A 22,957-nucleotide genomic window follows, 5' to 3' on the forward strand; every position below is an offset into this window, starting at 1 on the left:
TTATCATTTTCAATGATCGTGGAAAGGAGTTTTTTTAAAGATGAGTAGTCAACTCCGTTTTGCTGTTGAAAATCGTAAGAGGCATTTAATTGATGAGTTAATTGGAGCAGGTGTGTTTAAAATTCGTGACCGACAATTATACGAGCTGTCTTTAGAGGAATTAGAAAAAGAGTATGAAGATATTGAGGATTACGCAAATATTCAGGCATAGCACATAGATTAGTAAATAAGGAGCTGGTTACACTTTTGTGTAGCCAGCTTTATTATTTCATAGAAATCATTTTTTATATTTCTTTCATGGGACGGAGCCAGTTTTGAGACATCATTTGTTCCATTTGTTTTTCATCTTGTTTTTGTAGCGCTTGAATAATAGGGTGCTGTTCTTTAGAGGTTGTTTTTGTTAGCAGGATATCAAGAAGAAACGTTTGTTGGAGATAAAAATAAATTAGTGAAGCTTTCAGGAGCATTTTCTTATATAGTCGGAGTTGCTACTATAATATTACCGCTTGGCTTAGAAAAAATAGGTGATGTAGTTGGTAACATATATACTATATTAATTGTTTTAGGTACAGTTGTATTTATAATTAAAGCAAACCTATTAAATAAGAGTGCTATAAAATAAAAAGGCTTCATTCTACTGAAGCCTTTTATTAATTATTATGAAGTATAAGTAAAAGCCGGAATAGGATCAATAAATGTATTCCACTTTTGTTCCATTTCCTTTTCTGTTAATAGACAATCATCTAATGATTGTTCAATCACAGAACGATTCATATCAATACCGATAAATACGAGCTCAGTTATTCGATCTCCATATCGCTCGTCCCAGTTTTTTAATACTTCTGGTTCTTCTGCAATCATTTGATTTCTTTCAGTTTCAGGTAATGCGGCTATCCATTCACCGGCTCCTTGAATTGTAATAGAGGAACCTGCTTGAGATAGAAGCCCTATCATATTATTACGAGATGCGAGCCAGAAGAATCCTTTCGCTCTTACAACATCTAAAGGCCATTTTTCTAGCCAATTCATAAGGCGCTCGGGATGGAAAGGATATTTGCGACGGTAAACAAAGGAATTGATACCGTATTCTTCCGTTTCCGGTGTATGATGTTCACTATTTAATTCTTGTATCCAGCCGGCCGATTGACTGGCTTCTTCATAATTAAATAGATTTGTGTTTAAAATTTCTTGTAATGGTACTTTGCTAAACGAAGATTTAAGAACTTTTGCATTAGGATTTAATTTTTTTAGTAAATGATGAAGCTCTATCACATCTTCTTTTTCTAGCAAATCTATTTTATTAAGAATAATTACGTTTGCAAACTCAATTTGATCTATTAATAAATCAATAACTTCCCGGGTATCATTCTCATCGATTGCTTGTTTTCGGTCTAATAAACTTTCTCCATCTGCAAAATCATCCCAAAACCTATTTGCATCTACAACTGTAACCATCGTATCGAGGCGACAATTTCTCGTTAAATCAATGTTAAGAACTTCGTCTGTATAAGTAAACGTTTGAGCAACTGGAATAGGCTCACTTATACCAGAAGATTCAATAATAATATAGTCAATATCACCATTTTCAACAAGACGATCCACTTCTATCATTAAATCTTCTCGTAGTGTACAGCAGATGCAACCATTTTGAATTTCTACTAATTTCTCTTCCGTACGTGAAAAACCACCCTTTTTTATAAGAGATGCATCAATGTTTACTTCGCTCATATCATTAACGATAACAGCTACTTTTAAGTTGTTCTTATTAGTCAAAATGTGATGTAGTAAGGTAGTTTTTCCAGATCCTAAAAACCCACTTAATACAGTGATAGGTACTTTTTTCATGAAATGATCTCTCCTTAAATCGTAATGATTACGTTTTATATTAAACGATGGAAAAAGAAAAATCAATAATAAATCATAATGATTACGATTTGAGAATAGAAATAGACTATAAAATTTGTGCTGTAGTATGAAGCATTTGGACAAGCACATGTTTACATATAAATAAAATGGAGGCGAGAAGCTTGGTCTTTAATAGAGTTTCAAAAGAATTAGTAGGCATAGCTCTTATCGCTATGTTTCTCTTTTTATTATTTTTTGTAGATTTTACAAGTCTAGCAAATTTGCACAAAAATATACCACAGGAATGGTTGAATGTGAATACAGTATTTTTAAGTATCATTTTTGAAGCAATACCCTTTATTTTATTAGGGGTAATTGTTTCTTCATTTATTCAAGTGTTTGTGACGGAAGATATGATTCAAAAAGTAATGCCGAAATCTCCGATTGTTGCAATGATTCCAGCAGTATTTGTGGGAGTTCTTTTTCCAATGTGTGAATGTGTCATTATACCAATTGTAAGAAGGCTCATTCAAAAGGGGTTACCACTTCATGTAGGCATTGTTATTTTACTGAGTGCACCCATTATGAATCCAGTCGTTTTTTTATCTACTGTATATGCGTTTCAAAAAAATGATTATGTTGTATATGCACGCTTTGGGATAACAATTTTAGTTGCTCTATTCATAGGTCTAATTGTGTATTATTGCTATCGCGAAAGAAATGTTTTAAAAGACGTAGAGGTTTCAGTTCAAACAAGCAAAAAAAAGAGTTGGAAAGATGTTATGAATCACACTGTAGATGAGTTTTTTGATACTGGTAAGTATTTATTGATTGGTGCTTTTTTAGCAAGTGTATTTCAAACGTTTTTTGATCGGAATGTACTGGATGCAGTAGCACATAACGAAGTAATTGCCCCCTTTATTATGATGGGATTTGGTTATGTTTTATCAATTTGCTCTGCAGCCGATGCTTTTATAGCGGCATCTTTTGGACATGTTTTCTCAGTAAAGGCACTTCTCGCATTTCTTGTGTTTGGGCCGATGCTTGATATGAAAAATACGTTAATGCTATTTGCATATTTTCAAAAGAAATTTGTATTCTTTTTAATGGGAATTGTCATTGTATCTGTGTATACCATCCTGCAAATTATAATGTTATAGGAGGTGAGAAAGAATGGAGAAAGAGGAGCAGAAGGCATATCATCGCTATATTCGTGGTATTATTTTAATTGGTTTAGCAATGCTCTTATTTAAACTACTTGTAACAGGGAATATTTATAATTTTATCGCTCCAAAAATGATTAAATTTACGTATATAGCTTTTGTAGTGATTTTACTTCTTGGTTCTTTACAAGTTTGGAGAGATGGGAGAGAAAAAGAGGATGATTGTAATTGTTGTAAGCATCATACAGCATTAAAATCAGGGATGAAAAGTTTCTTTGTATATGTTTTATTTGTTGTTCCGATTATTAGTGCTTTTCTATTTGGAAATGTAACAATTGATGGAAGTTTAGCAGGAAAAAGGGGTATGAATCAAAGTGTACAGGCGAGAAGTATGGAAGGGAACGAAAAAGAGGGGAAACAGGATGATTTTGATGGGCGAGAGGTATTCGATGATCCAGATGAAACATCAAATTTATCAACGACTTATGAAACGGAAGAGCAAGTAGTAAAAAGTATGTTAGGACAGCATAAACTACAAGTAGAGGATAAGGATTATGTTCAAACAATGAGTATAATTGGTCAAGATGTAAAAGGGTTTAAAGGGAAAGAAATTATATTCTCAGGGTTTATATATAATGATAAGGATGTGACGGGTAATAAAGCAGTAGTGGCTCGATATGGCATAACTTGTTGTATTGCGGATGCATCAGTCTGGGGGATGATTGTTACCGGGAAAAATGTTGAAAAAATATCAGAAGAAACATGGGTGAAAATAACAGGATTATTAGATGAAACGACATATAAAGGAACAGTCTTTCCACTTGTAAAAGTAAACAAAATCGAGAAAATTAATAAGCCAACTGACCCATATGTATATGATGCTTTACCGCAATAGAAAAGAATAAATTCTTCATATTTTCATGAAATAGAATCATAATCAAGGCGATAAAAAAATAAAGATAAGAGTAATTTGGTTTGTTAAAAATATGTGCAGAAGGAGTTATGCGATGAACTGGGTTACTCATAAACCATCATTTGAATTTGAAACATTTAGTCCTATTATTCGGTCACAATCTGCGTGGAGTGGACATTTAGATTTTGCATATGACTTAGTACGATTTGAAAAACCAGAAACTTTAGTTGAGTTAGGTACACATCTAGGTGCTTCTTTCTTCAGTTTTTGTCAGGGAGTAAAAGATGGAGGGTTATCGACTAAATGCTTTGCAGTAGATACTTGGGCTGGAGATGGGCATACAGGTCCATATGGAGAAGGGGTTTTTCAAATAGTAGAAAAAGTAGTGAGTGATAACTACCTTAATATAGGAAATTTAATTCGATCTACTTTTGATGATGCTGTAGACCGGTTTCAAGATGAAACGATAAATCTTTTGCATATTGATGGCTATCATACGTATGAAGCTGTTTCTCACGATTATAACACTTGGCTACCGAAAGTCGCGAAAAACGGTATTGTATTATTTCATGATATTGAAGTTAGAAGTGGTGATTTCGGCGTATATAAGTTTTGGGATGAGGTAAAAGCGAAGTACCCTCATTTTCAATTTGCACATTCATATGGACTGGGAGTGTTATTTCCGAAGGGTTGTAGTGATAAGTTTGAGGAAATACTTAAAAATAAAGAAGGAATACAAAATATGTATAAATAAAGATAGGGCATGCATCATTTTAATGATGTGTGCCCTATTTTTTGTGTAGAAAATAATGGTGTTAATTAAAAAGTGAAGATAGTTGTAAAAAGTTTTGTTGCAGCAAATATTAAAAAAGTTAGTATGGGATTGTTCTTTGTAAATAAAGTGAAGCTTTAATACGTTCATATCAATTTGGAATTTTACAGTAGTTAATTTCTTATCTAAGTGCTTTGCACTTACTGAATTTTAAGGCGGAGGTCTTATTGGCCGAAAATATCGGGATAAATAAAAATACAACATTTTTTATATTTTTCATTGCGAAAAACGTAATCTACTTTTACAATAGAAAGGGTTGTGAATATATTATACTGGAAAAATAAATCGAAATAATATGAAAATTTTGTTTTGTCTTCGCTAATTGTATATTACATACATGTAAGACGACATACGTCATGTTATCGACTTGTAAGGAGAGAAAAAAATGAAAAGTGTAAGATTACCATCGATGCTAGAAATCATAGTTCTTTTATTACTATTTCTTGCTGTTGTCTTTTCCTTCCAAACGATTTTTGATCTCCCAATTCAATTAGCGCTATTTATTTCATGGTTTTTAGTAATTGCGCTTGGATTAAGATTAGGATTTCGTTATCAAGAATTGCAAGATGCAATTACGAAAGGGATTTCTAACGGATTAGAAGCAATACTGATTTTAGTTGCAGTAGGTGCTTTAATTGGAACGTGGATTGCTGGTGGGGTAGTACCAACATTAATCTATTATGGATTAGAATTTATTCACCCTAGCATATTCCTATTAGCAACATTAATTATTTGTTCTATAACTTCTATCGCAACAGGAACGTCTTGGGGAACAGTGGGAACAGCAGGTATTGCTATGATGGCGATTGGTGAAGGACTTGGTTTACCACTTCCGCTTGTTGCTGGTGCAGTTCTTTCAGGAGCTTATTTCGGCGACAAATTATCACCACTTTCTGATAGCACAGTTCTTGCAGCTTCTATGGCGAAAGTAGATGTTATTGCTCACGTTCGAGCTATGCTCGTATTAGATGTTCCAGCTTATATTATTACTAGTATTATGTTTACTGTAGCTGGTTGGATGTATGGCGGCGATAATGTAGATTTGAATCGAGTAGAATTTTTAAAAGAAGCTTTATTAAAGCAATTTGATATTAAAATATGGATGCTTATTCCAGCGGTCATTGTTATCGTTCTATTAGCGATGAAGAAACCGTCTATGCCAACAATTGCAATGGGAGCTTTAATTGGTGCAATTTGGGCAACTCTTTTCCAAGGGATGAACTTTGGAGAGGCGATTGGAACAGCTTATAACGGATTCTCAATTCAATCTGGTGTTGAGTTTGTTGACAAGTTATTAAACCGTGGTGGAATTAACGGCATGCTTGGCTCAGTAGCTGTTATTATTTTCGGTTTAGGATTTGGTGGATTACTTGAAAAACTAGGTGTTTTAAAAGTAATCGTATCAAAATTTGAGAAGAAATTAAATTCTGCAGGTAATGTAACATTGTCTACATTAATCGTGGCATTCTTAGCTAATATATTTGGTTGTGCGATGTATGTATCACTAATTTTAACACCAAAAATTATGGAAGATAGCTATGATAAATTAAAAATAGACCGTCGTGTATTAGCGCGTAACTCAGAAGTAGGTGGAACGTTAACTTCAGGTATGGTTCCATGGTCTGATAATGGTATTTTTATGGCGGGTATTTTAGGTGTAGCAACGTTCTCATACGTTCCGTTTATGTGGTTAAGCTTCGTATCGTTAATTTTAGCAGTTATTTACGGATATACAGGCAAATTCATCTGGTATGTAGATGATGCAGATAAAGGAAAGCAAGCATCATAAAATAAAAATCACCTTCTACAATATGTAGAAGGTGATTTTTTATTTTGTAATAGCATCTGCTGAAGTTACTTCATTCTCATATTTAGCAATTTTTTGTTGTATCTTTTTTAAGTTTTTTTCAGTGTCTTGGATGAGCTGTAAGACATTGGTCTCTTGTTGTTTCATTAATTCCAACCGTTGAAAGATGGTAGATTCTCCTTCCATAGACCAGTCGATAAATTGTTTTATTTTTTGAATAGGCATACCAGTGTTTTTTAAACACAAAATCATTTCTAAGTATTTGAGTGCTTCTTCATCAAAAGCTCGATCTCCTTTTTCATTTCTTTGCAGAAAAGGGAACAGTCCTTGTTTATCATAATAACGTATTTGAGAAATAGTTAAGTGTTGCATTTTGGCGACTTGCCCAATTGTATAATACATATCATTCATCCTTTTGTTACCAAGGTATAATGCCATTTTTATTTAGTATTTTACCATTATAGTTTGTTTCACTTAATGCATATTTAATAATAATTTTAGCACTTTCAATAGTTGTATGGCCACCAGGGGAATTTCCATTAAGATCAGTAGTTGTAAAACCAGGAGTTATCCCAAATACTTCTGGACCGTTAGTAGCAAATTCTTTACTAAAAGCTAATGTTAAAGCATTAATAGCAGTTTTGGAAGAATTATATCCTAGTGTATTGATTGGATGTGTTTCACCATTAGCAAACATTGTTAGTGAGGCCATGTCAGTTGTTACATTTAGTATTTTACTGTTGCTTGAATTCTTTAATAATGGTAAAAAGGCTTGTATCATTTGGAAAGTTCCAAAAAAGTTAACTTCAAATCCTTGGCGTAAAGTTTCAATATTTAATTCACTAGGTAGCGTATTGAAGTCTAATGCAATGCCTGCGTTATTAATTAATAAATGTAAATGGTCAGTCGTTTCGTGAATTTTCTTTGTTGCTTCTTGAATGGATTGTGAATTTGAAATATCTACTTGAATATAGGAAACGTTTGAAACATTTAAAGAGTCTACGGCTTGTTGTCCAAGTTGTTCATTACGAGCACCTAAAAATACGTGATAATTTTTTTCTGCTAATTGACGAACAAGTTCATATCCAATTCCTTTATTCGCACCTGTTATAAAAGCATATTTTTTCATATTGAATTCCTCCAGTAGTGTTATAGTAGGTTACAATGGAAAGGATACAGCCTAAACTTAAGTTTAGGTCAAGAGGAATTTTTTAAAATAAATATAAAATATCTATATATAAGAGTGAGAATTCTTATCATTTAAGAAAAAGTCTGTTATTATAAGAGATGTAGGTATTATATTTTCAAGGGGATGAAAACATGGAGTACAGAATTGAAAGAGATACATTAGGAGAAATAAAAGTTCCAGCTGATAAATTATGGGCAGCACAAACACAACGTAGTAAAGAAAACTTTCCAATTGGAACAGAGCAAATGCCGCTTGAAATTGTAAAAGCATTTGCAATTTTAAAGAAGAGTGCAGCGCTTAGCAATCAAAAATTAGGAAAGTTATCAGAAGAAAAAGCAGAAGCAATTGTAGAAGCTGCTGATGAAGTGATTGCAGGGAAATGGAATGAACATTTTCCGCTTGTCGTATGGCAAACAGGTAGTGGTACACAGTCAAACATGAATGTGAATGAAGTAATTGCAAATCGTGGGAATCAAATTTTGAAAGAGAATGGATCTGACGTACATATTCATCCAAATGATGATGTGAACATGTCACAAAGTTCAAATGATACATTTCCAACGGCGCTCCATGTAGCTTGTGTAATCGCAGTAGAAAATCACGTATTACCAGCAATCAGGAAATTAAAAGGAACTTTAGCAGAAAAAGTAACTGCATTTGAACATATTATAAAAATTGGTCGTACACATTTACAAGATGCAACACCGTTAACTTTAGGGCAAGAAATTAGCGGATGGCACCGTATGCTTGAAAAAACAGAGCGTATGATTGCAGAGAGCAATACATATATGAAAGAGTTAGCAATTGGTGGAACTGCGGTTGGAACAGGTATTAATGCTCATCCTAAATTTGGTGAGATGGTATCAGAGGAAATTAGTCAATTTACAGGTAAACAATTTGTTTCTGCACCAAATAAGTTCCATGCATTAACGAGCCATGATGAAGTTGTATATACTCACGGTGCATTAAAAGCATTAGCTGCAGATCTAATGAAAATCGCTAACGATGTACGTTGGCTTGCAAGTGGTCCACGTAGTGGTCTTGGAGAAATTATTATTCCAGCCAATGAACCAGGAAGCTCTATTATGCCAGGTAAAGTAAATCCAACGCAAAGTGAAGCATTAACGATGGTTGTAGCGCAAGTGATGGGGAATGATGCAACAATCGGATTTGCTGCGAGCCAAGGTAACTTTGAGTTAAACGTATTTAAACCTGTTATTGCTTATAACTTCTTACAATCAGCTCACTTATTAGCGGATGCAATTGTTTCGTTTAATGACAATTGTGCAGTTGGTATTGAAGCAGATGAAGAAGTAATTAATGAAAATGTGAATCGTTCACTAATGCTTGTAACAGCGCTAAACCCACATATCGGATATGAAAATGCAGCGAAAATTGCGAAGTATGCTCATAAAGAGGGATTAACTTTAAAAGAAGCAGCATTGCAATCTGGGCTACTAACAGAAGGGCAATTTGATGAAATTGTAGATCCAAAGAAAATGATTGCTCCAAAAGAGTAATAGAAAAAGCCAAGGTTCTTAGTATAGAATCTTGGCTTTTTTGATGTTCATTTTTATGTTTCATCTACTTGCAATACTGCAAGCTTCAAAATATATTATTTGTTAGCAGGCGTATTCATTACTTTCATCTGTGGGCAGTTCTCTTTTAAGAGTGAAATGAATTTTTCTTCTTCTTGTGGTACGAAAGTGGTCACTGAGTCAAATAAATTATAATTAATTTCTAATTGTTGCCTAGTCCATTTTTTTGAACGAAGTTTTTTGCCAGAGTACTTAATATGGCGAATGTCTTTAAATGGGATTTCAGTACGAAGTATGAAACCGTGTTTTACAACAAGAGATGATTCCGTTACGTTGTAGTGAGAGAAATAGAATGAAGAAAGATTCACGATATTTAATAGCATCATGAGAGTGAAAAAAATAGAATTTTCATTTTGGAAGAATAACGAAACGAAAAAAATAATTAGAAATAATGTAATGAAAATGACGTGGAATGGATTTTTTTCGCTTTAAATTTCAAGTTAGTCACCTCGGTATACTTGTTCTTTAACTAAATTAAATCATAACATTGTGATAAAACGTGTGAATATGCAGAATTGCATATTCACACGTTTTATTATTCATGTAAAATTTCTTGATAGGATAAATTCAAAAGAAGTTTTGTAATAGTGGAGTGACATGAAGTGACTTACAAGAATAGAAAGATAGTGTTAGTCATAATTAGTTGTATGATGATTATGAGTAGTTGTGCTAATAAATTTGTTGAAGATAGAAATCGAAAGCATACATTTGTACAAGCAAGTAAGGTTTTAGTAGAGACTGTAAATAGAATATATAAATTGAAACTTTAATCAACTGATTATTAGCCCTCACCAATCGGGCTTTTAAGGGCAGCCCGCCCTCATTTAACTTCTTTGCTTCCGCTGAATTTTGATGTGGGAGTCTTACTGCCCTTAAATGTGGGATAAAAAGTAAAAGGTGTTTTCTTATACGGAAACATCTTTTTTGTAGTTGAAATTGAATACTGAAGTTTTGTAATGGATGAATACCGGTTCCATATTCACTAATCGCATATGTATTCTGTGCAATTTGCTTAACGGTAAACCAAGAGTCTTGAAGAATATCCATGTTCTAATCCACATCATATAAAATGAATTTCTATAAACACATTCGCTTTTCGTTGTATTAAACCCTTTCGGTAGATGTTTTTATAAAAGTTTATAAAATGGGTAAACGAAATGTTGAAATGTTTGTTTGTGTTATGATAAGATGGTGAAGTGATAATAAACGTTATAGTGATTTGTTTGGTTTTTGAATAAACATTTTGAAGGAGTGTTTAGTATGAGTGGTATTTCAGAGAAGTTTTGGGATGCGTCAATAGAGGAATTAAAGAAAGGGTATGTGTTTGATGGAGAAAAAGAGGAGTACATTTGCTTAGCTTGTGGTGAAACATTTATTAAAGGTGTTATTTATCAAGATAATCAAGTTTTGTATGAAGCAGAGAAGTTCGTCCGATTGCATATTCAAAATGAGCATACGTCTATGTTTGATTATTTGTTAAATATGGATAAGAAATTTACTGGTTTAACGGATTTACAAAAGAAAATGGTTCAGTTTTTCCATATGGGACTGAATGATAAAGAAATTGTAAAAGAGTTGGATGGCGGAAGTACATCAACAATTCGTAATCATCGATTTACACTGCGAGAGAAAATGAAGCAAGCAAAAGTATTTTTAGCTCTAATGGAATTATCAGAAGAAAAATCAAAAGTACAAACGAAATTTGTACCAATTCATAGAACAGCAACGATGGTGGATGATCGATACAATATTACGGAAGAAGAAAATGATGAAGTATTAAAAGCTCATTTTACAGAAGGATTAGATGGACCTCTTTCTAAATTTCCGAAAAAACAAAAGCGTAAATTAATTATATTACGTCATTTAGTAAAGAAGTTTGATAGTAATAAAAAGTATACTGAAAAAGAAGTAAATACAGTGATAGAAAATGTATACCCTGATTTCGTAACTTTAAGAAGATATTTAATCGAGTATGGATTTTTAGATCGAACAGCCGATGGAAGTCAATATTGGGTGAAGTTATAATCATACGAAAAGAAAGTGAATAGAAGCACAGTATTATAACAACTATACAAAGAGATAGATATTGAAAATTGATTTTTAATAAAAGGAGAAATGAAATTTGAAACCACCTGCAGATAACAATAAAGAAGGTGCGGAGTCACATAAGTTGGAAAGTGAGAGTAAACCGATTTGGAAATCGATGTCGATGTTTTTAGTACCATTATTATTAAGTAATGTACTACAATCAGTTGGACAATTATTTGGTATGGTAGTAGTAGGAAGATGGCTTGGAGTTAATGATTTAGCGGCTATATCAGCATTCTTCCCATTATTTTTCTTGCTCGTTTCATTTGTAATTGGTATCGGTTCAGGAAGCTCTATTTTAATTGGTCAGGCGTTTGGTGCTAAAAACGAAGATCGTTTAAAAGCTATCGTTGGTACGACGCTGACATTTACCTTTATTATTGGAGTTGTGTTGGCGATAATAGGCAGTATTTTTGCGATGGATATTATGCGTCTAATGGGAACGCCAGAAAATATTATTGAAATAAGTGTACATTATGCACGAATTTTATTTATATCGATGCCAGTATTATTTTTATATTTCGCATACACAACATTTATGAGAGGTACAGGAGATTCTAAAACGCCATTTTACTTTTTAATTGTAAGTACAGCGCTAAATATGATCTTATTACCAATTCTTATTTTTGGATGGTTAGGAGCTCCGAAATTAGATGTGTATGGAGCAGCCTATGCCTCTGTTATATCTACAGTTATTACGTTTATTGTCATGCTTTTGTATTTAAAGAAGAAAAATCACCCATTACAACTAGATAGCACGGTTAGAAAATACCTTCGAATGGATGGGGAGTTATTAAAGCTATTGCTAAGGCTCGGTATTCCAGCGAGTATTAATATGATATTAGTTTCATTATCTGAAATTGCTGTAATCGCGTTTGTAAATCGTTACGGTTCGGATGCAACAGCTGCTTACGGAGTTGTGAATCAAGTTGCAAGTTATGTACAAATGCCAGCAGTTAGCCTTGGTATTACAGTTTCTATTTTTGCAGCACAATCAATTGGGGCGAATCAATTTGATCGATTGCAGAAAGTTGTGAAGGTCGGAATTATTATGAACTACGTCATCGGTGGTGTGTTAATAGCTCTTATTTACTTATTCTCAAGAGACATTTTATCACTATTTTTAACGAGTCAAACTACAATTGAAATTGCTCATAGCTTAGTTATGATTACGTTATGGAGTTATTTAATTTTCGGTCATGCACAAATTATTAGTGCGACAATGCGAGCGAGTGGTACAGTACTTTGGCCAACTGTTATTGGAGTTGTTTCAATTTGGCTTGTGGAAGTACCCGTAGCATATTATCTTTCTTACCATACAAGTCTTGGAATAGAAGGGATCTGGATCGGGTATCCAGCAGCATTTATTGTCAGCTTAATACTACAGTATGCATATTATAAGCTTTCATGGCAAAAGAAACGAATTACACGATTAGTTAGTTAAATAGAAAAAATGTCTCTAAGTTATTTGACTTAGGGACATTTTTTTGTAGGTGCAGGTTTACAAATAGCTTTTTAAAGTTATATCAAAATGTTGTCTAATGAGTGTTTTATCACTCATATAAAACTCCCACGCTTTTTCTGGTTCACCGATAATCTCAAAGGATTCCTCTGTAATATATAAAGCGCAATTATCCTCCAGTGCAATTCCTTCTATATTCCCTTGATGATTTTGTAAAAAGGAATGGAAGGCGTTCATTCTATTTAATTGATTATAATGTGGACAAAATCTTTTATTAACAATCCCCCATCCGTTACTCTCTATATAACCAGAACCTTCATAATCTGATCGGATACTAGACGTGAACCAACACATAGCACCAGCGCTATAACCAGCAATAAGTGTTCCTTGTTGCAGAGCCAATAATAATTTTTCATCGAGTCTATGTTCTTTCCATTGCGTAAACATGTGAATATAATTCCCGCCACCTAGATAAATTAAATCGGCTGAATGAATCATCTCGTCTATTTCATACTTAGAAGGTGAATCTGTTGTAGTACGTAAAATTTGTACTTCACAATGTAATTGTTTTTCAAACGTGTCTAAAAATAATTTTATATAGCTTTCATCATCATGACTTGCCGTTGGAATAAACAATACTTTTGGATACTGTTTATTTGTTAATTCTATAAGGCGTTCATTAATAGGCAAGTGATTTGAATCTTGTAAATCACCGCCACCAATGACAGCTAATTTCATAGTAAAGCACCACCTAATCATTTTTGTTATATAAAAATTCGATAGAAGAGAGTTACATTCCTTCTGTAATGTAATCAATAATTAGAAAATGTAGCTTAAGTATATCGGAATAGTAAAGAAAACACTGATTATATATATCAGTGAATTAGAAACCGTTCATTGATATATAATATTTCATACTAATGTTTCAAAAAATGGAAAAAATATGTTTAAATAGATATAATGAAGTATTAATTCATATTGAATTTATATTTATATTTTAAAAGGAAATCGGAAATAATAGCGATTTTCCAAAACAGTTTTTACTTTTAATAGGAAGTTGTATTACAATATGGTAAAATTATTTCAATATATTTATTTAATATGAAATACAAAGAAGGAGCGTGAAAAAAGTGGATTTTCGATTTGAATTTACAACGAAGCTGAAAGAATACTTAGACGATGAGAAGGATGAAAAAATAATAAAAGATGGGCACAGAGATGTAATTTTTCACTATTTATATGCGTTAGAGACTGAAATTGGCGTTGTTAAAAATCCTAATTTTACTTTTTTTGCATCAGGAAGACGTTCACATATAGTGTTAGAAAATGTTGAATTTAAAACAGAAGTAAATGTAAAAAGTAATATAATTGAAATTACAAAAATAGTGGATAATGTAGCTATTCCGTTAGATACTATCGTAGCGAAAGATCGGGAATTATTTGCACTTGGGCGTAATGAGAAGTTTAGTGTACAAATATTAGAGCAGTATCTTTTTGATACATTTGGAGATAAGTTAGGCTTATAATTAATGGAATGGCGTACGTATTTATAAGTAGTGAATTTTAGTGTATCTCATTTGTGTTTGACCTTTTATTTAATTTGTACTACAATTCGTAGTGTGAAAGGAGTCATACTATGTTTACTCAAAACTATAAATTAAATGAGCACGGGTTAAATCATTTCTTTGGACCGCTTGAAGCGAAAATTATGGAGATTGTTTGGTCTAACAAAGGTATTACGATTAAAGAAGTGCAGCAGAAATTAAGTGAAGAATCGCCTGTGAATTTTAACACTGTTATGACAGTTATGAACAGGTTAGTAGAGAAGTTACACTTAGAAAAACAGATTGTAAAAAGAAGTGGCATATATCGTGCTGTACAAACAAAAGAAGAATTCTTATCCAAGCAAACGAAGAAAATGACACAGGAATTGATGGGGGAATTTGGAGATTTAGTTGTAAATCATATGTTAGATGAGTTAGAGCAGGCTGATCCGACTTTAATAAAAAAGTTAGAAGACAAATTGAGTCAGTTAAAAAAAGAGGATTAATGAAATGAAATGGCAAATGCGTAAAATCGTATTGTTAGCAGTAATTGTTAGTACCCTCTTTTTCAGTATGTTAGTGTATTACGTTACATATCCATTTCTGTTTCAAAATAAGATGTTCTTTCTTTCAAATTTTTGCTTGTTCCAGTTAGAAAAACATATGAAAGAATTATCGCTGATTCGTATTATAATCGCTGGATTATTATTACTTACTATATTAATCGTGTGCAAAAGAATTTGGCGACAATTTTTCTATAGTAAAAAATTACAAAAAGTACTTATCCCTTTCATCCGAAAAGGAAAACAAATATATATATTGCCGACTACGGAAGTTGCGGCATTTACAATTGGATTATTCCGTCCGAAAGTTGTCATGTCGGAAGGTTTGCTTCAGACGTTTTCAGATGAAGAAATTGATGCAATTATTTTCCATGAAGAATATCATCAAAAGAATTGGGATCCGCTAAAATTATTTTGTTTTACGTTATTAGCAGAAGGAATGATGTACATCCCGATATTAAAAGGGTTGTTACAGCGATATCATACGTATCAGGAGCTAGCTGCTGATAAATATGCGATGCAAAAAATGGAATCTTCATTTGACTTAGGTAGCGCGTTATTAAAATTAATTAAAATAAAGACAATGGAAAATCGATGTGTTACCGCTTCATTTGCAAAAACAGCAATAAATTTACGAATCGAGCAAGTGTTAAATGAAAAGGTTGTTAAGCTTACTATTCCGTTACATACGAATTCGGTATATGTAACAGTAGGTTTATTCTGTATGTCGGTTGTACTTATTGTCGGAGAGTGCATATAGCCTCTTTTTTTTAAGAATAAACACTACTTATTGTAGTGTTTTAGGGGGAATAAAATGAATGCAGCAGATTTAACAATTTGGCTTGTGGCTGGGGCGGGAGTATTGTCATTTATATCACCGTGCTCTTTACCGTTATATCCATCTTATTTATCTTATATTACAGGTGTGTCTATCCAAGATTTAAAAGAAAATCGTGGGATTATGCAAAAATCAGCGATTATACATACTATATTTTTTATGATCGGATTTTCGGTTATATTTTACGCGTTAGGTTTATCAGTAAGCTGGATTGGAATAACATTTTCATCTAACCAAAAATTGATTCAACAAATTGGTGGGATTTTTATTGTTTTAATGGGGCTATTTATGACGGGCTTGTTTCAGCCTAAGTGGCTTATGGCAGAGAAAAAGGTGCAGTATAGAAGTAAATCGACTGGATATATTCGCTCGATTTTAGTCGGTATGACATATGCAGCGGGTTGGACGCCATGTGTTGGACCGATATTTTCAGCTGTACTCATGCTTGGCGCGACGAATCCTGAAGGGGCACTTCTTTATATTACAGCGTATACTCTTGGGTTTGCGGTTCCATTTTTCGTGATGGCATTCTTTATTGGGAAGGTAAAATGGATTGTTACATATGCGAATGTCATGATGAAAATTGGCGGTGGAATGATGATTGTAACAGGTATTTTATTGTATACAAATCAAATGACGAAAATTACAGCATTCTTTATTCGTCTATTCGGTGGATTTACAGGCTTTTAAAAATGAGGAGGAAGAAAAGTGAAGAAACTAATTGCTATTATACTAGTAGGTGCTCTCGTTTGGGCGGGGGTTAACTTTTATAATTCAAAGAAAGAAGAAAAGGAAAGAAAAGCAAAGCAAGCAGAGTTACAAGAGAAAGAAGTATTACCACAAGTAGGTTTTAAAGCACCTGGCATCATATTAAAAGGATTAGACGGAAAGTTGCAGTCGTTAAATGATGCCAAGGGAAAACCGTATATTATTAATTTTTGGGCATCATGGTGTGGGCCGTGTGAAATGGAGGCACCTGACTTAGTTCATATGTATGATAAATATAAAAAGGATGTTGAAATTTTTGCGGTGAATGCAACTGTTAGTGACCCAGTACAAGAAGCAAGCGCATTTGCTAATCGCTATGGGTTTGAGTTTCCTGTTCTACTAGATATGGACGGAGTAGCTGGACTAGATTATAAAGTATTCTCTTTACCGACGACATTTTTTGTTAATAAAGATGGAATCATAGTAGATCATGTACGAGGTGTATTACCACCAGATCAATTAGAAAAGAAATTTAAGAAATTGATTGAGAATTAAAAGGAGATTTCGTGACGATGGAGTGGATCGTGAGGTTACAACCCATATCTCTTATAATTGGAAGTCTATTTGGATTTATGTTGATGAAACGAAAGATGAGGCATCAAAATGTATCATATGAAAAAATGATGGATGCCGTAACAAATGCTTTTCTTATCATCGTATTTGTATGGAAGTTTGCGCCATTAATTTTAAATCCTGTATGGGCTTTTGGGGCGCCAGTGCAAGCAATATTAGCTGTTGGGAGTATGCAACATATTGTAGTAGGATGCGTAATTGCGAGTGTATACATTGTTTGGAAAAGTAAAAAGGAGCAATTTTCGCTTCGTATTTTACTTGATGTATTGCCTTTTAGTCTGTGTGTGAGTATTATCTTTTATTTTCTATTACATCATGAAGTAGGCGCACAAACGACACTACCATGGGGAATAAAAATATATGAATCTAAACTTTTATATCACCCTATTTTCGTATATGAGATCATCCTTGCTCTTTGTATAATGGGCTTTTTATGGATGAAAAATGAAAGGCTTGGAAATGGAAAGAATATAAGTGTTTTTCTAATTATTGAGGGGTTTGCTCAAATCATTATTTCGCTTGTTAGTGAACAAAATTCGGTTCTGTTTGGTCTATCAGCACAGCAAATAATGAGCTTTTGTATTATTAGTTTAGGGATTTTGTTAGTGTCGAAAAAATAAAAAATAGCCATGTACAGAGAGTATCTGTGTATGGCTATCTTTTATAAGCATATTTCTTCATCATATGCTAAATCATTATATTGTAGAAATCTAAAAACCCCTTTATTAGGGGTTTTTAGGTTTCTATAGGTCTGCATGTGTTTCTTGTTTATCTGTATCCCATTTTGGAAGTTGTTTTGCTTGTTGACTTTCAGTAAAATTATTAAATCCAAAAGCAAGTATGCATGTAAAGGTTAAAATAGCTAAACTAATCTTTTTCATTATCTTAGTGCCTCCTTAGTTAATAATTTTTGTTTTGCTTCGTAAGTTTTGAAAAAATATTTTTGAGATTTCTCTATTTTATTCACTTTATGAAATTCTACTGCTAATAATTCGTAATATTCTTGTGCATAATCGTATAATTCTTTACTGTTAAAATATGTAGTGCCTGCAATGATTGCGTTTTCTAAGTCGTCTAGAATACCAGTGTGTTGTGTTTTTAAGATAGTGAAATGGTGTTTATATTCTTGATTATTTAATTCATTACAAATTTCTAAGCCTTTTTGAACCCAATGGTTTGCAAGTTCTTTTTCATTTAAAATAAAATGTTCTTTGGCTTGTAGAAAATTGGCTTTTAGGTGTTTAGGTAATTTGTTTGTAACTATTGTAAGATGTCTAATAGCAAGGGTTGATAGATTTTGAGAAGAGTAGAGCCAACCTAAGTTATTTCGAACTTTTAAGATTAGTGTATCGTCTTTCAGCTTTTGTAAAATATTGATTGCTGAATTATAGTTCTCTTCGGCTTGTTCGAATTGTTTTAAATAAACAGAACATGAGCCTAAAATGTTTTCGCATAGAGCTATTTTAATTTCATAACGTGGATATTTTGAGAAAATCTCTTTAGCTTGATTTGCATAATTGATTGCTGTAAGTGGTTTGTTTGTATGGTGATTAAATATAGCAAATTTATATTTATATTCAGCTTCTTCTAGTTCGCCTGGTACATGTTTTAAAAGGGATTCAGCTTTTTCGTATTCTTTTTTTGCTTCATCATAATTTCCAATAATGGTAGCATGTTCAGCTTTAAAAAAGTGATAATAATAAGTAATAAAGTCTTCAGTTATTGGATTGTCTAAACGAACAATTTGACTAAAAGTATCATACTTAATGTTTGTCCAATCGGTTAGGACCTTATATTTAAAGTTTAGTAGGGAGTAGTAAAGCGATAGATTTTGATCAGCTTCAATTTTATTAATCTGTTTCTCTATTTTTTCTTTTAATTGTTTCGCTTCAATTAATTGCTCCGCTACCATTACTTGATATAAAATGTTTAATTCGTTGACAATCTGTTCATGCCCTTTTAATAACACACTCATTATATATTCCCCCATCCGATAAAAGTATCCTAATTTAATTATTTCTATAATAACAAAATAGAAGAAGTATAAGAGTGATTTTACCATATTTTTCAATAAAATTCTGAAAAATCAATTAATTTTTACGTATTTCTTATTTTTATGTGAATATTACAAGTGCCTCTGGTAGTGGTGGGATGAATCTGACTCATGATACGTTAGCATCAATGGGAGGGATAGTTTCAGTTGTAAATATGTTTTTAGGAGGATTGTTCGGATTGGGTCCAACTGTTAAGTTTTTAACAAAAATTTCACTTTCTTATTTAATAAAAACAGGATAATCCGCATTTTATAAGAACCATCCTGTTTTTATTTATACATTAAAAAATCGGCGGAGTAACAGAAAATAAAACTATCGCGTTTTTTTCAAAATGATTCACCCATTTATGCTTTAAATAAGCAGGTATCTTTACACTGTCACCAGTTTCTAATACGTATTCTTCCTCGTTTAAATATAATGTGATTTTCCCATCTAAGACAAATGCTAATTCTTCTCCTTTATGTTCTAGCACATTTTCTGATGAAGCTGTATTAGGCGGGACGGTCATAATTGCTGTTGCTAAATTTCCAGTGAAATCAGGTGAAAGCATTTCATATGATAAATTATCGATAATCATTTTCTTTCGTTTATGGGAACGTACAATTAAATCGTCTGTATTTGTATCTTCAAGTAAAAAGCTAAATGTTGGCACATCAAGAGCTTTAGCAAGCACTTTTAATGTTTGAATAGAAGGGTTAGCCGACCCACGCTCAATTTGACTTAACATAGATGGTGTAATATCGGCCATCTTTGCTAGTTCTTTACTAGTTAAACCTTTTTCTTTTCTTTGTTTTTCAATTTTTTTACCAATATCTATATTTTCCATAATGAAAATCTCCTCAAGGGTTATTAAATTATATTTAAATAAATTAAATTAAAATTAACTAAAGTGAACGATTTGTGTTAAACTATATTAAAATTAATTTAATTATAATTTATTATATGGTGAGCTACAAGGATATAAGGAGGAAACAAAATGAAAGAAATAGGGGCATTACAAGCAGAATACCCATTAGTGAATAAACTTATTGCAACAAAAGAAGTATTTTGGATAAACCCACACATAGAAAAGTATGAAAGGGCAATAAAAGATTCACCACTTAATGAAGAGAATGTAAAAGATGCGGAAGAGAGATTAAAGCGTTTTGCGCCATATATTGCGAAAGTTTTTCCTGAAACGAAAGGGACTAACGGCATAATCGAATCACCTTTAGTAAAAATACCTTCTATGAAAGAAGCTTTAGAGACAAATTACAAGCAACCTATTTTAGGAGAATTATTATTAAAATGTGATAGTCATCTCCCGATATCAGGATCAATTAAAGCTAGAGGTGGCATTTATGAAGTGTTGAAACATGCTGAGCAACTAGCATTGCAGCACGGAATGTTAACAGAAGAAGATGATTATTCCATTTTAGATAGTGATACATGTAGAGAGTTTTTCTCGAAGTATTCAATTGCGGTAGGTTCTACAGGGAATTTAGGACTTAGCATAGGAATTATGAGTGCGAATCTAGGTTTTAATGTAACTGTTCATATGTCAGCAGACGCAAAAGAATGGAAGAAAAGTTTATTAAGAAGTAAAGGTGTAAACGTTATTGAATATGAAGATGATTATAGCAAAGCAGTAGAAGAAGGAAGACGACAGGCAGATGCGGATCCTAGCTGTTATTTTGTAGACGATGAAAACTCACATGATCTATTTTTAGGATACTCAGTAGCAGCATCACGATTACAAAAGCAATTAGAAGAGCTAGAGGTTGTAGTAGATGAAGATCACCCTTTATTTGTTTACCTTCCGTGCGGAGTAGGAGGAGGACCTGGCGGAGTAGCATTCGGTTTAAAGTTATTGTATAAAGACAACGTTCATTGTTTCTTTGCAGAGCCAACACACTCACCATGTATGTTACTCGGCTTAATGACAGGCCTTCATGACAAAATTGCCGTTCAAGATATCGGAATTGATAATGTAACAGATGCGGATGGACTTGCGGTAGGAAGACCGTCTGGATTTGTCGGGAAAACGATGGAACCATTTTTAAGTGGAAATTATACAGTAAACGATGAAGAGTTATATAGATTGTTAAAAGAACTAGCTGATACGGAGAATATTTATTTAGAGCCTTCTGCACTAGCAGGTATGATAGGGCCAGTGAAAGTGTGTAAAGAAGATGAGTATTTACAAAAGCAACAGTTAACAGAGAAAGTGAAAAAAGGTACTCATATTGTGTGGGGAACGGGTGGAAGCATGGTTCCTAAAGATGTAATGAATGAATATTATAGGAAAGGTTTGGAATTAACGATATAAGAAAAATGAGGCTAGTTGTAGCCTCATTTTTTCATGTACATAAAAATCTTTGTTATTTTCACAATAGTTCTTTATAGTATATATAAAGGATAACTAATATTGAATAAATATAACAAAAAAGCTTTATTTTACATAATAAGAGGATGTGTATACGATGTCATTACAGACTAAATATATAGCGGGTATTTCGCTTGGGGTTATGGGTGTCGGCTTTGCGGCTTCTATCCCTTTTCAAGGAACGGTAGCTGGAGAGATTATACAAGGTGGATTTGAAGCTGGATTGGTTGGGGGACTTGCGGATTGGTTTGCGGTTACTGCTTTATTCCGTCATCCGATGGGAATACCAATTCCGCATACAGCTTTGTTACCTAAAAACCGTAAACGGGTAACAAAAGGGCTCATTCATACGTTAGAAAATGAATGGCTAACGAAAGAAAGTATTACGAATAAAGTAAAAGAGATGCAGTTAGCACAAATGGTACTGCAAATTGCTGAGAGAGAAATGCAGTCTGATGCTGTGAAAAAGGGGATTGTAACGATTGCAGAGAAAGCAATTGTAACAATAGATACAGAAAAGTTAGCTGTTATTATTGAAAAAGAATTAAAAACATATTTACATACAATTAATACAAGTAATATTTTACAAGTGCTTGTTGATCAATTAGTTGTGCAAGAATATGATGAAAAGACACTTGATTACATATTAGTGAAGGTAAAAGATTGGACAGCGCAAGATGAAGCTCGTTACCAGCTCGGTAGCTTAGGTATGAAGGCGATGGAAAATATAAAAGTAGATGGATTCTTGCAGTTTACTTTGAAATCATTTATGAATATTGTAGATGAAGATAAAATTGGCGGTATTTTGCAGAAGTTTATCATTAGTAATATTAACAGCTTACAAGAGGCTGATAATAGCACAAGACAACTTATATTAGCGAAGATTCGTCAAGAGATTATCAATGTAAAAGAAAATGAAGCTTTATTACAGGAATTAGAAAATTGGAAAGAAAAGTGGATTGCGAATTGGAATGCTACTGATAAAATAAAAGAGATGCTAGAGCAAGTACAACAAAGAGCAGTTGCTTTTGTAAATAATGAAGAATTTGCTAATCAATATGTTATTCCATTTTTACAAAAACAAATGAATAAAATAAAAGAAGATGAACAGACAGTTCAAAAAATAGAAGATTGGTTACAAAAACAAGTTGTGAATCTTATTGAGAAGAACCATTCGAAAATTGGTAAGCTTGTACAAGAAAACCTTGATAAGTTAGACGATAAAACGTTAATCGAAATGATTGAAAATAATGTCGGTAAAGATTTGCAGTGGATCCGAGTGAACGGGGCGGTTTGCGGATTTATGATTGGATTAGTGTTAGAAGGAATTAAAGCGATTATATAAGAAAAACCTT

Annotated in this window: 26 protein-coding genes and 2 pseudogenes; 18 read left to right on the forward strand and 10 right to left on the reverse strand. The window is 32.9% G+C overall.

The annotated features are described in order from the left end of the window. Nucleotides 1-40: 40 nt before the first annotated feature. On the forward strand, nucleotides 41-211 hold the full coding sequence (gene fbpA / locus NZ044_RS08805; RefSeq protein WP_000098300.1) for a Fur-regulated basic protein FbpA: 171 nt from the start codon (nucleotides 41-43) through the stop codon (nucleotides 209-211). A gap of 73 nt (nucleotides 212-284) precedes the next feature. Here fbpA and NZ044_RS08810 read toward each other — a convergent pair. Then, nucleotides 285-383 (reverse strand): annotated as a pseudogene (locus NZ044_RS08810) (GntR family transcriptional regulator); the annotation flags it as partial. A gap of 8 nt (nucleotides 384-391) precedes the next feature. Between NZ044_RS08810 and NZ044_RS08815 the strand changes: the two are divergent. After that, nucleotides 392-622, forward strand: a complete 231-nt coding sequence (locus tag NZ044_RS08815; protein WP_102981840.1) for a hypothetical protein — start codon at nucleotides 392-394, stop codon at nucleotides 620-622. Between the two features lie 35 nt (nucleotides 623-657). On the opposite strand, the gene NZ044_RS08820 is transcribed toward NZ044_RS08815, so the two are convergent. After that, complete coding sequence (locus NZ044_RS08820; RefSeq protein WP_000757662.1) at nucleotides 658-1,845, reverse strand: GTP-binding protein; 1,188 nt, start codon at nucleotides 1,843-1,845, stop codon at nucleotides 658-660. 167 nt (nucleotides 1,846-2,012) lie between these two features. Here NZ044_RS08820 and NZ044_RS08825 point away from each other — a divergent pair, with 167 nt between their 5' ends. From NZ044_RS08825 to nhaC, 4 genes are all read left to right on the forward strand, one after another. Further along, nucleotides 2,013-3,005, forward strand: coding sequence for a permease (locus NZ044_RS08825; RefSeq protein WP_003309320.1), 993 nt, complete (start codon nucleotides 2,013-2,015; stop codon nucleotides 3,003-3,005). Between the two features lie 13 nt (nucleotides 3,006-3,018). Further along, the gene (locus tag NZ044_RS08830; RefSeq protein ID WP_000409944.1) at nucleotides 3,019-3,903 is read left to right on the forward strand and encodes a TIGR03943 family putative permease subunit; all 885 of its coding nucleotides are present in this window, start codon (nucleotides 3,019-3,021) and stop codon (nucleotides 3,901-3,903) included. A gap of 112 nt (nucleotides 3,904-4,015) precedes the next feature. Beyond that, entirely contained in the window at nucleotides 4,016-4,675 is a 660-nt protein-coding gene (locus NZ044_RS08835) for a class I SAM-dependent methyltransferase (RefSeq protein ID WP_001104671.1), read from the forward strand. 463 nt (nucleotides 4,676-5,138) lie between these two features. Then, nucleotides 5,139-6,542, forward strand: coding sequence for a Na+/H+ antiporter NhaC (gene nhaC, locus NZ044_RS08840; RefSeq protein WP_000843986.1), 1,404 nt, complete (start codon nucleotides 5,139-5,141; stop codon nucleotides 6,540-6,542). Nucleotides 6,543-6,581: 39 nt separating this feature from the next. Here the strand turns inward: nhaC and NZ044_RS08845 are convergent, their stop codons facing one another. Together NZ044_RS08845 and NZ044_RS08850 are read right to left on the reverse strand one after the other, a co-directional pair. Beyond that, nucleotides 6,582-6,962, reverse strand: coding sequence for a MerR family transcriptional regulator (locus tag NZ044_RS08845; protein ID WP_000291857.1), 381 nt, complete (start codon nucleotides 6,960-6,962; stop codon nucleotides 6,582-6,584). A gap of 16 nt (nucleotides 6,963-6,978) precedes the next feature. Further along, nucleotides 6,979-7,689 carry an SDR family NAD(P)-dependent oxidoreductase gene (locus NZ044_RS08850; protein ID WP_000759560.1) on the reverse strand — a complete coding sequence of 237 codons (711 nt, stop codon included), beginning with the start codon at nucleotides 7,687-7,689 and terminating at the stop codon, nucleotides 6,979-6,981. Between the two features lie 191 nt (nucleotides 7,690-7,880). Here NZ044_RS08850 and fumC point away from each other — a divergent pair, with 191 nt between their 5' ends. Next, nucleotides 7,881-9,269 carry a class II fumarate hydratase gene (gene fumC / locus NZ044_RS08855; RefSeq protein WP_000456612.1) on the forward strand — a complete coding sequence of 463 codons (1,389 nt, stop codon included), beginning with the start codon at nucleotides 7,881-7,883 and terminating at the stop codon, nucleotides 9,267-9,269. Between the two features lie 95 nt (nucleotides 9,270-9,364). On the opposite strand, the pseudogene NZ044_RS08860 reads toward fumC, so the two are convergent. Together NZ044_RS08860 and NZ044_RS08865 are read right to left on the reverse strand one after the other, a co-directional pair. After that, nucleotides 9,365-9,786, reverse strand: a pseudogene (locus NZ044_RS08860) (PH domain-containing protein). A 230-nt stretch (nucleotides 9,787-10,016) separates the two neighbouring features. Continuing rightward, the gene (locus tag NZ044_RS08865) at nucleotides 10,017-10,394 is read right to left on the reverse strand and encodes a hypothetical protein (protein WP_002162860.1); all 378 of its coding nucleotides are present in this window, start codon (nucleotides 10,392-10,394) and stop codon (nucleotides 10,017-10,019) included. Between the two features lie 213 nt (nucleotides 10,395-10,607). On the opposite strand from NZ044_RS08865, the gene NZ044_RS08870 reads away from it, so the two are divergent. Next, nucleotides 10,608-11,372 carry a DUF2087 domain-containing protein gene (locus NZ044_RS08870; protein WP_000014491.1) on the forward strand — a complete coding sequence of 255 codons (765 nt, stop codon included), beginning with the start codon at nucleotides 10,608-10,610 and terminating at the stop codon, nucleotides 11,370-11,372. Nucleotides 11,373-11,469: 97 nt separating this feature from the next. Beyond that, a complete protein-coding gene (locus tag NZ044_RS08875) occupies nucleotides 11,470-12,879 on the forward strand; it encodes an MATE family efflux transporter (protein ID WP_000804121.1) in 1,410 nt (469 codons plus the stop codon). A 57-nt stretch (nucleotides 12,880-12,936) separates the two neighbouring features. On the opposite strand, the gene NZ044_RS08880 is transcribed toward NZ044_RS08875, so the two are convergent. Then, nucleotides 12,937-13,635 carry a peptidase E gene (locus NZ044_RS08880; protein ID WP_000762125.1) on the reverse strand — a complete coding sequence of 233 codons (699 nt, stop codon included), beginning with the start codon at nucleotides 13,633-13,635 and terminating at the stop codon, nucleotides 12,937-12,939. Nucleotides 13,636-14,027: 392 nt separating this feature from the next. On the opposite strand from NZ044_RS08880, the gene NZ044_RS08885 reads away from it, so the two are divergent. The 6 genes from NZ044_RS08885 (at nucleotide 14,028) to NZ044_RS08910 (ending at nucleotide 17,803) form a co-directional block, all read left to right on the forward strand. Next, nucleotides 14,028-14,423, forward strand: a complete 396-nt coding sequence (locus NZ044_RS08885; RefSeq protein WP_000347524.1) for a DUF3942 family protein — start codon at nucleotides 14,028-14,030, stop codon at nucleotides 14,421-14,423. A 110-nt stretch (nucleotides 14,424-14,533) separates the two neighbouring features. Then, on the forward strand, nucleotides 14,534-14,947 hold the full coding sequence (locus tag NZ044_RS08890) for a BlaI/MecI/CopY family transcriptional regulator (RefSeq protein ID WP_000495050.1): 414 nt from the start codon (nucleotides 14,534-14,536) through the stop codon (nucleotides 14,945-14,947). A 4-nt stretch (nucleotides 14,948-14,951) separates the two neighbouring features. Further along, nucleotides 14,952-15,764 (forward strand): M56 family metallopeptidase, encoded by an 813-nt coding sequence (locus tag NZ044_RS08895; RefSeq protein WP_340949678.1) that lies wholly within the window; start codon nucleotides 14,952-14,954, stop codon nucleotides 15,762-15,764. 54 nt (nucleotides 15,765-15,818) lie between these two features. Beyond that, the gene (gene ccdA, locus NZ044_RS08900; RefSeq protein ID WP_000990435.1) at nucleotides 15,819-16,532 is read left to right on the forward strand and encodes a cytochrome c-type biogenesis protein CcdA; all 714 of its coding nucleotides are present in this window, start codon (nucleotides 15,819-15,821) and stop codon (nucleotides 16,530-16,532) included. An 18-nt stretch (nucleotides 16,533-16,550) separates the two neighbouring features. Next, nucleotides 16,551-17,105, forward strand: a complete 555-nt coding sequence (locus NZ044_RS08905) for a TlpA family protein disulfide reductase (RefSeq protein ID WP_086402953.1) — start codon at nucleotides 16,551-16,553, stop codon at nucleotides 17,103-17,105. Nucleotides 17,106-17,122: 17 nt separating this feature from the next. Continuing rightward, nucleotides 17,123-17,803, forward strand: a complete 681-nt coding sequence (locus NZ044_RS08910; RefSeq protein WP_086389909.1) for a prolipoprotein diacylglyceryl transferase family protein — start codon at nucleotides 17,123-17,125, stop codon at nucleotides 17,801-17,803. Between the two features lie 123 nt (nucleotides 17,804-17,926). On the opposite strand, the gene NZ044_RS08915 is transcribed toward NZ044_RS08910, so the two are convergent. Together NZ044_RS08915 and NZ044_RS08920 are read right to left on the reverse strand one after the other, a co-directional pair. Next, nucleotides 17,927-18,064, reverse strand: a complete 138-nt coding sequence (locus tag NZ044_RS08915; protein ID WP_000724012.1) for a hypothetical protein — start codon at nucleotides 18,062-18,064, stop codon at nucleotides 17,927-17,929. Then, a complete protein-coding gene (locus NZ044_RS08920; protein ID WP_000114844.1) occupies nucleotides 18,064-19,158 on the reverse strand; it encodes a response regulator aspartate phosphatase in 1,095 nt (364 codons plus the stop codon). Before NZ044_RS08920 ends, NZ044_RS08915 begins: the two co-directional genes overlap by 1 nt. Before the next feature lie 143 nt (nucleotides 19,159-19,301). Here NZ044_RS08920 and NZ044_RS08925 point away from each other — a divergent pair, with 143 nt between their 5' ends. Then, complete coding sequence (locus NZ044_RS08925) at nucleotides 19,302-19,478, forward strand: hypothetical protein (protein WP_003309331.1); 177 nt, start codon at nucleotides 19,302-19,304, stop codon at nucleotides 19,476-19,478. A gap of 39 nt (nucleotides 19,479-19,517) precedes the next feature. Here NZ044_RS08925 and NZ044_RS08930 read toward each other — a convergent pair whose 3' ends face one another. Continuing rightward, nucleotides 19,518-20,063, reverse strand: a complete 546-nt coding sequence (locus NZ044_RS08930) for a helix-turn-helix domain-containing protein (RefSeq protein ID WP_000427637.1) — start codon at nucleotides 20,061-20,063, stop codon at nucleotides 19,518-19,520. 150 nt (nucleotides 20,064-20,213) lie between these two features. On the opposite strand from NZ044_RS08930, the gene NZ044_RS08935 reads away from it, so the two are divergent. Both NZ044_RS08935 and NZ044_RS08940 read left to right on the forward strand, forming a co-directional pair. Further along, entirely contained in the window at nucleotides 20,214-21,545 is a 1,332-nt protein-coding gene (locus tag NZ044_RS08935) for a D-serine ammonia-lyase (protein ID WP_000658546.1), read from the forward strand. Between the two features lie 154 nt (nucleotides 21,546-21,699). After that, complete coding sequence (locus tag NZ044_RS08940; RefSeq protein ID WP_000058309.1) at nucleotides 21,700-22,947, forward strand: DUF445 domain-containing protein; 1,248 nt, start codon at nucleotides 21,700-21,702, stop codon at nucleotides 22,945-22,947. Nucleotides 22,948-22,957 lie beyond the last annotated feature (10 nt).

This window comes from Bacillus sp. FSL K6-1338 (genome assembly GCF_038006965.1).
Taxonomy (GTDB): domain Bacteria; phylum Bacillota; class Bacilli; order Bacillales; family Bacillaceae_G; genus Bacillus_A; species Bacillus_A thuringiensis_S.

Bases quoted from the DNA above. Each gene is read 5' to 3' on its own strand.
- NZ044_RS08835 (WP_001104671.1), top strand. From the start codon at position 4,016: ATGAACTGGGTTACTCATAAACCATCATTTGAATTTGAAACATTTAGT.
- ccdA (WP_000990435.1), top strand. From the start codon at position 15,819: ATGAATGCAGCAGATTTAACAATTTGGCTTGTGGCTGGGGCGGGAGTA.
- fumC (WP_000456612.1), top strand. From the start codon at position 7,881: ATGGAGTACAGAATTGAAAGAGATACATTAGGAGAAATAAAAGTTCCA.
- nhaC (WP_000843986.1), top strand. From the start codon at position 5,139: ATGAAAAGTGTAAGATTACCATCGATGCTAGAAATCATAGTTCTTTTA.
- NZ044_RS08895 (WP_340949678.1), top strand. From the start codon at position 14,952: ATGAAATGGCAAATGCGTAAAATCGTATTGTTAGCAGTAATTGTTAGT.
- NZ044_RS08845 (WP_000291857.1), bottom strand. From the start codon at position 6,962: ATGTATTATACAATTGGGCAAGTCGCCAAAATGCAACACTTAACTATT.
- NZ044_RS08830 (WP_000409944.1), top strand. From the start codon at position 3,019: ATGGAGAAAGAGGAGCAGAAGGCATATCATCGCTATATTCGTGGTATT.
- NZ044_RS08865 (WP_002162860.1), bottom strand. From the start codon at position 10,394: ATGGATATTCTTCAAGACTCTTGGTTTACCGTTAAGCAAATTGCACAG.
- NZ044_RS08935 (WP_000658546.1), top strand. From the start codon at position 20,214: ATGAAAGAAATAGGGGCATTACAAGCAGAATACCCATTAGTGAATAAA.
- NZ044_RS08820 (WP_000757662.1), bottom strand. From the start codon at position 1,845: ATGAAAAAAGTACCTATCACTGTATTAAGTGGGTTTTTAGGATCTGGA.
- NZ044_RS08880 (WP_000762125.1), bottom strand. From the start codon at position 13,635: ATGAAATTAGCTGTCATTGGTGGCGGTGATTTACAAGATTCAAATCAC.
- NZ044_RS08870 (WP_000014491.1), top strand. From the start codon at position 10,608: ATGAGTGGTATTTCAGAGAAGTTTTGGGATGCGTCAATAGAGGAATTA.
- NZ044_RS08825 (WP_003309320.1), top strand. From the start codon at position 2,013: ATGGAGGCGAGAAGCTTGGTCTTTAATAGAGTTTCAAAAGAATTAGTA.
- fbpA (WP_000098300.1), top strand. From the start codon at position 41: ATGAGTAGTCAACTCCGTTTTGCTGTTGAAAATCGTAAGAGGCATTTA.
- NZ044_RS08850 (WP_000759560.1), bottom strand. From the start codon at position 7,689: ATGAAAAAATATGCTTTTATAACAGGTGCGAATAAAGGAATTGGATAT.
- NZ044_RS08890 (WP_000495050.1), top strand. From the start codon at position 14,534: ATGTTTACTCAAAACTATAAATTAAATGAGCACGGGTTAAATCATTTC.
- NZ044_RS08930 (WP_000427637.1), bottom strand. From the start codon at position 20,063: ATGGAAAATATAGATATTGGTAAAAAAATTGAAAAACAAAGAAAAGAA.
- NZ044_RS08920 (WP_000114844.1), bottom strand. From the start codon at position 19,158: ATGAGTGTGTTATTAAAAGGGCATGAACAGATTGTCAACGAATTAAAC.
- NZ044_RS08915 (WP_000724012.1), bottom strand. From the start codon at position 18,064: ATGAAAAAGATTAGTTTAGCTATTTTAACCTTTACATGCATACTTGCT.
- NZ044_RS08940 (WP_000058309.1), top strand. From the start codon at position 21,700: ATGTCATTACAGACTAAATATATAGCGGGTATTTCGCTTGGGGTTATG.
- NZ044_RS08910 (WP_086389909.1), top strand. From the start codon at position 17,123: ATGGAGTGGATCGTGAGGTTACAACCCATATCTCTTATAATTGGAAGT.